The sequence below is a fragment of the Paenibacillus sp. HGH0039 genome, from assembly GCF_000411255.1.
Classification (GTDB): Bacteria; Bacillota; Bacilli; order Paenibacillales; family NBRC-103111; genus Paenibacillus_F.
Window position 1 is genome coordinate 281,194 of sequence record NZ_KE150412.1, and the last position, 9,962, is coordinate 291,155.

The 9,962-nt window shown below is 56.0% G+C and carries 2 protein-coding genes; both read right to left on the minus strand.

Translation table 11 applies throughout. The features are described 5' to 3' along the window. Positions 1–8,361, minus strand: an 8,361-nt coding sequence (locus tag HMPREF1207_RS01085; RefSeq protein WP_016423373.1) for a non-ribosomal peptide synthetase, incomplete at its 3' end; no start/stop codon positions are given. An 83-nt stretch (positions 8,362–8,444) separates the two neighbouring features. Continuing rightward, positions 8,445–9,962: condensation domain-containing protein (locus tag HMPREF1207_RS01090; protein ID WP_016423374.1), on the minus strand; the 1,518-nt coding region annotated here is incomplete at its 5' end.

The following is a 9,962-nucleotide window of genomic DNA, read 5'->3' on the forward strand; positions in this document are numbered from 1 at the left end:
CAGCTGCTCTTTTTCGGAAGGCGTAAGCAGGTCAAGATCGGCGATTTTGGCCTCCGGCTTCTCGGCGATGGCACCGAGCAACTGCTCGAAATGCTGCGACATCCGTTCCACCGTTTCTTTTTTATACAAGGAAGTCGCATACTCCAAGCTGCATTCCAGACCGCCGCTTTCTTCCACGACATCCAGGCTGAGGTCGAATTTCGCCATGCCGTACTCGCTCGGATAAGAAGTGAGCTTGAGCCCTTCCAGCTCAAATTCCTTGTTCTCCAGGTTTTGCAGAGAGAACATCGTATCGAAAATCGGATTGCGGCTTAAATCACGGGCCGTCTGTACCTTTTCGACCAGCTCCTCGAACGGGTAGTTCTGATGCTCGTATGCGCCCAGAGTCGTTTCTTTGACCTCCTGCAAGTAGGACAAGAACGTTTTGCCGGCGGCCGGGTAATTGCGGATTGCCAGCGTATTGACAAACATTCCGATCAGCGGCTGCACGTCCCCGTGGGTTCTTCCGGCAATCGAAGTCCCTACGACCAGATCTTCCTGAGCCGTATATTTATGCAAAAGTACCGTATACGCCGCAAGCAGCACCATATAAAGCGTCGAGCCGCTTTCTGCCGCAAGACGTTTTAAAGCTTCGCTCTTCTGCGCGTCGACAACAAATTCAAGAGTCTGTCCTTCATAGCTCTGTACGGCGGGACGGGCAAAATCCGTCGGCAGTTCCAGTACGGGCAGCTCTCCCCGGAAAACATCGAGCCAGTAAGCTTCCTGCCGCTTCAACTGTTCTTTCTGCGCCTCCGATTGCTGCCATACCGCGTAGTCCTTGTATTGAATGTGCAGAGGTTCCAGTTCTTCGCCGCTGTACAGCCGGACAAACTCCTCCACCAGCACATCCATCGAAACGCCGTCGGACACGATATGATGCATATCGAACATCAGAATATGCCGGTCCTCCGCCAGCTCGATCAAGCCAACCCGGAGTAATGGCGGCGCCGCCAAGTCGAACGGCCGGATGAACTTCTGCACGTCCTCGCCCGCCTCTTCTTCGCTTGCCCGGATATGCTCCACCGAAAAGTCCGCGCCGCTGTATATCCGCTGCACCGCTTCCCCGTTTATGATCCCAAAACCGGTGCGAAGCGTCTCGTGACGGGCGATCAGGCCGCGGAACGCTTCTTCGAATCGATACCGGTCCAGCGCTCCTTCCAGCAGCAAAGCTCCCGGCATGTTGTAACTTTGATCCGCCCCTTCAAGCTGTTGAAGGATGAACAGCCTTTTCTGCGCGGAAGATAGCGGGTAATACTCGCTTTCCTCTGCCTTGGGGATCGAAGAGAACGAAAGCCGCGTCAGGTTTGCAATCGCTTGAGCCATCTCTTCTACCGTCGAATAAACAAAGACATCCTTCAGCGGGAAATCTACGTGAAGCTCTTTGCGTATCCGGCTGACAAGCGTTGTCGCCCGCAGAGAATGTCCTCCGAGTTCGAAGAAATTTTCCTTCACGCCAACTTTCTCCAGTCCCAGTACGCCCTGCCAGATGGCGGCCAGGTCCGCTTCCAGCGGAGTCCGCGGCGCCGTATGCTCCGTCCCCTCCTGCAAGCTGAGTTCCGGTGCCGGGAGCGCTCTGCGGTCCACCTTGCCGTTAGTCGTTAGCGGCATTTCCTCCAACTGAACAAAGTACGAAGGAATCATATACCCCGGCAGCTCGCGGGATAAGGCGCTTCTTAACCGGCTTGCCTGAAGCTCGCCGTCCGCCGTGAAATAGGCGCACAGCTGTTTATCTCCGCTGGCGGTTTCACGGGCGATCACAGTCGCTTTTCGGATGGATTCCACCTTCAGCAGCTGCGCCTCTATCTCGCCAAGCTCGATCCGGAAGCCGCGGATTTTCACTTGATCGTCCATCCGGCCCACATATTCGATCGTTCCGTCCGGCAGCCATCTCGCCACGTCCCCTGTCCGGTACATGCGTTCTCCGGGAACGAAAGGATTGTCCACGAACTTTTCCGCCGTCAATTCAGGCCGGTTCAGGTAACCCCGGACCAATCCCTCGCCGGCTACACACAGCTCCCCGGCTACACCGATCGGCTGCAGATTGTTGCGGGCATCCACGATATAGGCCGTCGTATTGCTGATCGGACGACCGATAGGAACATTCACGGCGTCCTCGGCCACTTCGTTCACCACATAGTACGTAGCGTACACCGTGCTCTCCGAAGGGCCGTACAAATGAATGATTTTGCCCGGACCCAAATGAGCGACCGCTTTACGGACATGACCGACCGAAACACGCTCTCCGCCGAACAGAATGGCCCGCATATGCCGCAAGCAATCCACATTTACATCCACGAGCACGTTGAAAAAAGCGGTCGTAATGAGCGAAACCGTAATCCGCTCCCTTTCGATCAACTCGGCCAACTGACCGATTTCCAACATGATCTCTCTCGGAATGAGAACGAGGCCCGCCCCGTTGACCAAAGCGCCGAAAATGTCGGAAATCGACCCGTCAAAAGAATAACTGGACAACTGGAGAACCCGGTCCTGCTCCGTAATCTCGACATAGTTCGTATTCCGTGCGATCCGGATAATGTTCCGGTGGGACACCAGGTTTCCTTTCGGCTTCCCGGTCGTCCCCGAGGTATAGATCACACAGGCCAAATCGGCCGATTCGTTGATTCGTTCCAATTCCGACCCGTCAGGGTGGTAAGCCCCCTCGTCATCCAGTACGATCACGGCGCTTTGGACGGGAACCCGTTCCTGCAGATGACGCTGCGTCAGCATAACCCGGGCGCCCGAGTCTTCGATGAGGTACCGGATACGTTCTTCCGGGTATTCCGGATCGATCGGCACATAAGCGCCGCCGGCTTTCAGCACGGCCATAATGCCGACGATCATCTCGATGGAACGATCGACAACAATGCCTACGAGACAGTCCCGGCCGACTTCTTCGCCCCGAAGCGTACGTGCCAGGCGATTCGCCCGCTCATTCAGCTCGCGGTACGTAAGTTCCTTTTGCTCAAATACGACCGCCACTGCATCCGGTATCCGCTCCGCCTGTTCCTCAAACAACTGATGAAGGGTTTTGTCCCGCGGGAAATCCGTCGTTGTGTCGTTGAACGCTTTAATAATTTGCGTTTTTTCAGCCGCCGTTGCCAGCTCCAAGTCGCCCACTTTGACCCGGGGATCGTTCACGACTTGTTCGAGCACGTGCAGCAGTTGTCCCCGCAAACGCTCGACGTCCGCTTTCGCAAATACACCCGCATTGTAATCGAAGCGTATTTCAATGGCTTCTCCCGGAACGACCGTCATATTAAAATCGTAATTCGTCTGTTCCGCCATCTCGACATCCGTGATAGCCAGACCGCCGGTTTGGCTGCCGCCCGCCTGCTGCATCTGCTCGTCCATCGGATAGTTTTCGAACGCGATAATGTGGTGGATAAGATCCTGTTTCTGGGAGCTTCGCGCCTGGATCTCATACAACGGATAATAATCGTAGCGGCCGGATTCCAGCGCCTGCTCCTGCACTTTGACCATGACGTCGGCAAAAGACGTGTCCGCCTCGCTCGTTACCCGCACCGGTACCGTGTTGATGAAAAGTCCGATCATCTCCTCGATTCCCGGAATCTCAGCCGGTCTTCCCGAGACGACGCTGCCGAAGACCGCATCGCCCGTCCCGTTAATCTTTTGCAAAACGACGCCCCATGCCGATTGCAGCAAGGTGTTCAACGTGACATGTTGCTGCTTGGCCGCACGCTCCATCCGTTCGCTCAAGCTTTTGCCCAGCTCGCAAACGACATGTTCCGGAAGAAACGATCCGCTTTTCGCATCGGTCTTTTTGGGAAGCTCCGTCTGTCCGTCATACCCTTCCAGATAGCCGGACCAGTAGCGGGAAGCACTTTCTTCGTCCTGTTTCTCCAGCCACTCGATGTACTGGTCGTAGTCCGCTGACGCAATCCGCTCCGGCTTCACATTCCGGATGTAAGCTGAGTACGTTTCGAACAATTCCTGCGTAAGCTGCGGCAAGCACCAGCCGTCCATCAGAATATGCTGGAAACTGAGCATCACGTGATAGCGCTGTTCATCCGTCCGGAGTACCGTGACGCGCACAAGCGCATCCCGCTCCAGATCAAAGCCCCGCAGCCGGTCTTCCTCCGCTTTCTTATCGGTATAGGCTGTGCGTCCTGCAGAATCCAGATGCAGCAGATCTTCATATTCGAAGCCGACCGGCTTGTCCCGGTACACGATTTGCAAAGGTTCCGCGCCCGCGCCGCTGTAAAAATTAGTCCGCAGCACGACATGCCGCGCGGCCAATTCGGCCCAGCTTTTGGAGAAAACATCGACATCCAGCTCGCCCAGCAGCGTAAAACGCGCTTGTTCGAAGTAGGCGCCCGTCTGCGGGTCCATCGCGCTGTGGAACCACATCCCCTTCTGCATCGGCGTGAGTGTGTAGATATTCTCGATCTCGCCGATAGGTGCCGTGTCTTCGGCAATCCGTTCCATGTCGGTAACGCTCAGTCCCTTGAACTGTACGTCGCTCGGCGTCAGCTCCGTCCGTTCCTTAGCCGCGCAGTGGGCAATAATTTCCCGGAGGCTCTGCTCCAGCAGCGAAACCAGTTTCTCTATCGTCGCTCTGTGAAACTGTTTCCGGCTGTAGCTCAGGTCTAGCGACAGCGAACCGTCCAGGACCATGCCGTTAATGTCCAGCACGAAGCTGCGCGCCTGCCGGTCGCTTGCCGGGCTCCCGCCCAGATACGGCGACAAGCCCATCTCGTTATTTTGCAAATCGTCGTCAAACTGGCCCAAATAGTTAAAGTTAATTTCCGGTTCGGCCCCCCATACCAAGCCGTCCGTTTTCTCCGAAAGGTACCGGCATACCCCGTATCCGATCCCTTTGTTCGGAATCCGGCGCAGACTTTCCTTGACCGCTTTGATTTGATGCGACAAGTCTTTGCCGCTCTCCGGCTCCAACACAACGGGGAACTTGCTCGTAAACCAGCCTATCGTACGCGTAATGTCGATATCCGTTCCGATAAATTCGCGCCCGTGACCTTCCAGATTTAAAAGGACCCGGTCATGTCCGCTCCATTTCTGCACGGCTGTTCCCAAAGCGGCAATCAGGATATCGTTCATTTCCGTGTTGTAGGCCCGGTGTACTCGTTTCAACAACAGCTCCGTTTCGTCGCGAGTCAAGACCGCAAAAAGCGATTCGCTGTCCCGCTGCAGGGAATCCTCCGCATCCGTATCCTTCGGCAAAGGTGGCACGGGTGTACGTTCCACGCCCTGCCAATAGGCCCGCTCGTTCTCCATGTCCGGGCTTTGCGCATAGGCCGCGAGCTGACCCGACCAAGCAAGGTAGGAATCGGTTTTCGCGGGAAAACGGATGTCTTCCCCTTTGCCGGCCTGCTCGTACCCGAGCGCGATATCTTCCATCAAGATCCGCCACGATACACCGTCGACGACGGCATGATGAACCGCGATAAGCAGATGATCGCCGTCCGCGCAGCGGAACAGGCCCGCTTTTACAAGCGGCCCGTCTCCCAGCCCGATCCCGCTCTGAATTTCGTTCGCCTTCGCTTCGACCGCGTCTCCCGGATTCGCAGCCTCCCTAAAATCGGAGATTTCCAGGCTGTACATCTCGCCTTCCCCGATTCCGCGATTCCAGGCCGTATAGCCGTGCTCCGTTTTGCGGAAGGCCATCCGCAGCGCATCGTGATGCTCCGTTAACTTCTGCAGTACCTTGCGGAGAGCCGTCTCGTCGAAACCGTCTTTGCGGTGCAGCAGAACGGATTGGTTAAAGTGATGCGTATCCGCGAATTCACGCTCGAAAAACCATTGCTGAATGGGAGTCAATACGGCGGCTCCGGTCACTTCTCCCTGATCGACCGTCCGGGCGACAGGCTTCACGTGCAGGCTGAGCTGCGCGATCGTCGGATATTTGAACAAGTCGCGAATTTCCAGCTTGTAGCCGGCCTGGTGCAGCCGGGAGGAAACCTGAATCGACTTGATCGAATCACCGCCGAGCTCGAAGAAGTGATCCGTGACTCCGACCCGTTCGGTATTCAACACAGCCTTCCAAACGTCGGCAAGAGCTTGCTCCGCTTCGTTTCGGGGCGCAACATACTCGCCTCCCCCGAGCGCGTTTCCTTGCGGGGCAGGCAGCGCCTTCCGGTCGATTTTCCCGTTCGGCGTCAGCGGCATCCTCGGCAGCTGCACGAAATGCGCCGGAATCATGTAACCCGGCAAGTTTTGCGACAGCGCTGCTCTAAGATCACTAACGGTCAGCGATTGGTCTCCCGCAACGTAAGCGCACAATTGCAGTCCGCTCTCTTCTTCCCGGGCGATGACGATCGTTTCCTGTACGGACGGAATTTTCAGAAGCTGTTCTTCAATCTCGCCGGTCTCGATCCGGTAGCCGCGGATTTTCACCTGGTGGTCGATCCGGCCCATATATTCGATGTTCCCGTCAGGAAGCCAGCGGGCGGAATCCCCCGTCCGGTACATCCGTTCGCCGGAGGCAAAAGGGTTGTCGACGAACTTCTCCGCCGTCAGCTCGGGGCGATTCAAATATCCTCTCGCCAGACCGACACCCGCAATGCACAGTTCACCCGCTACTCCTTCAGGCACAGGCTGTCCGTGCTTGTCCACGATATAAATCTTGTGATTATGAATGGGACGGCCGATGGGAACCGATTTCAAGCCGGTATCATTCGGCTCAGCGGCCCAGACCGCAGTGACGATCGAAGCTTCCGTCGGGCCGTAGGCGTTGAAATACCGCACTTTGTCTTTCCACTGCTGCACGAATTCGGCCGATACGGCCGAGCCCCCGGTAATCAGCTTTTGCAGCCCCCGCATATGATCCGGGTTTAAATAGGCAGCGTACGTAGGCGGCAGGATCGCGGCCGTGATGCCGTTCTCGTCCATGTAGCGCTCGAAAAGCTGATAATCAAGAATGGTGTCGGCCGTCGGAATGTAGAGAGCGGCTCCGAAAAACAGCGCCTTGAACACTTCCCAGCACGACGCGTCGAACGACAGGCTCGCGAACTGGACGACTCTGTCCGATCCGGTGATGCCCAGCGTGTGCCGGAACATGTTCTTCAAGCTGACGAGTCCGTGATGCTCCACCATAACGCCCTTAGGCTTGCCCGTCGTTCCGGACGTATAGATAACGTAGGCCAGATGGTCCGGCCCGTTAACCGGCTCCAGATTGGTGCCATCGGCGCTGTAGGAGTGCTCGTCATCGAGTGCCAGTACGGTTCCCGCATAGGGGACGCGGTCCAGCAGCCGCCGCTGAGTCAGCAGCAGCTTTGCACCCGAATCTTCCAGCAGGTAGCGGATGCGCTCCTCGGGATATTCGGGATCGATCGGCACGTATGCGCCTCCGGCTTTCAGCACCGCCAAGATGCCGACGACCATATCCATCGAGCGTCCGGCCATCAGGCCGACAAGCTGGTCCGGCTGCACACCCTTCGCACGCAGCGTACGCGCCAGTCGGTTCGCCCGCTCGTTCAGCTCCCGGTAGGTGAGACGTTCCTGCTCGAAAACCACCGCTGTCGCTTCCGGAACGCGGGCAGCCTGCTCCTCGATCAGCCCGTGAATCGTTTTTTCCGACTCATAGTCCGTTTCCGTCTCGTTAAAAGCGTGAACAAGCCGGCGCTCTTCCTCCGGAGACAGCATAGCCGCCCCTGCCGCTTCCTGATCAAGGTTATTTAAACCGCCTGCCAGCAGACGGTCCAGATGATCGACCACCCCGGTCATAAAGCCCGCGTGATACAAATTTTCGTTGTAGAAGATCTGAAGATGGATCGAACCGTCCTCCAGACGGAATTGAAACAGGCAGTCGCAGACGACATTCCCGCCGACATCGGTGCCGTGCAGCTCATTCAGAGAAACGAGCGTGTTGACAACCGGGACTCCGTCCGCGTATTGAAGCTCCAGCTTCTCCGTCATTTTGAGGAACGGAATCTGCTGATGACGGATAGCCTCGGGAAGAGAAACCTTCAATTCGTTCAACACCGATTTGAAGGTGGACTCGTCGCCGATCCTATTCTTCAGAATAACCGTATGGTTAATGGGCCGCCGCGTCTCTTGTGCTTTCTTCACAACCGGCATGCCGACAAGAACAGCGGAATCACCCGTATATCTGTACAGCAGGACTTGAACTCCCGCCAGCAAAATCATATAGGCGGCCAGCGGCACGCCCTTGCTCATTTGAATGACCCGCTGCGCCGCTCCGCCGGACAAAGTTCCGGAAACGGACAGGACGCTTGGAGCCGCGTGGCTTGGAGCCTTACTGTACGGCAGCAGGGTAAGCGAACCATCTTCACCTGAGAATTTTTCGTTCCAAAAAAGAATTTCTTTTTCAAAAGCCACCTTCATCGTTCCCCTCTCTTTTCGTTAAAAAAAGCGATCCGGCGGATTGCATACGGAATGCGCCGCACGCACATCCGCCGGGTAAAGCTTTAGAAAACAATATCAATAGCTTCCAGCAAGTCTTCTTCCTGCTCCGAAGAACCGTTTAAGGAAAGATCTTTCAGCAGGACATGAGGCTGCTCGCAAATTTTGGAGAGGATGGTCAGAAAGTCTTCGGCAAAATTGTCGATCATGTTCCGGGTAAACAGTTTAGTCGCATATTCAAAATGACCGCTCATGCCTTCTTCCTCATGCGTAACTTCCAGGGTCAGATCAAATTTGGCGACCGTCTGGGCCTCGATATAAGGCTCGACGGTTAACTCTCCGAAACGGCTGATCCGGTCTTCTCTCGTTTCCATCACAAACACCGAGTCAAATATCGGATGCCGGCTCAAGTCCCTTGCCGCCTGTACTTTTTCCACAAGCTCCTCGAACGGATAATCCTGGTTTTCATAGGCTCCCAGCATCGTTTCTTTGATTTCATCCAGGTAAGAAAGGAACATTTTCTCGCCGGACGGGTAATTCCGGATCGCCAGCGTGTTCACGAACATTCCAATCAGAGGTTCCGTATCCGCATGAGTTCTGCCTGAGACCGGCGTGCCCACAATGATGTCTTCCTGTCCGGAATACTTATGCAGCAGAACGGTGTAGGCGGCGAGGAAAACCATATACAAGGTTGCGCCGTTATCGTCCGCGATTTGCCGCAAGGCTTCGCTTTGCTGCTTGTCTATGGCAAAATCCAGCACATCTCCCTCGTAGCTCCGCACCGCCGGTCTCGCGAAATCGGTCGCCAGTTCAAGGCGCGGCAGCTCTCCGTCCAGTACGTCCAGCCAGTACGCTTCCTGTTTTTTCAGACGTTCGCTCTGCGCTTCGGACTGCTGCCACGAAGCGAAGTCCTTATATTGAATCCGCAGCGGCAGAAGGTTATCGCCCGTATACATGCGGAGAAGATCGTCGATTAAAATTCCGGTGGACACGCCGTCGGAAACAAGATGATGGATGTCGAACATCAGAATATGCCGGTTCCGTTCCAGCCCGATCAGACCGACCCGCAGCAGCGGTGGTTGCTCCAGATCAAAGACGCGGACAAACTGTGCGGCAATTTCTCGGGATCCTTCTTCGTCCGACTGCCGGTACTCCAGGACGAAGTTCACTTCCGGGTAAATAACCTGCGCAGGTTCGCCGTCCACCATCTCGAATGCCGTACGCAAAATCTCATGACGGCCGATCAGCCCGCGAAGCGCAGCTTCAAAGCGTCCGCGGTCCAGTTCCCCTTTGAGGACCATGAGGCCCGACATATTGTAGCTCAGTTCCGCGCCTTCCATCTGATGCTGGATGTATAGCCTTTTCTGTACGGAAGACAACGGGTAATGCGCGCGTTTTTCGAGTACAGGGATGGCGGTATGTTCCCGGTGTTCCAATCCCGCTATGGTTTGAGCCATTTCTTCAATCGTCGAATGACGGAAAACATCTCGCAGCGGCAAATCGACGTTCAGCTCTTTGTGCACTTTGCCGACAAGCGTCGTCGCCCGCAGGGAATGTCCGCCCAGGTCGAAGAAGTTATCGCG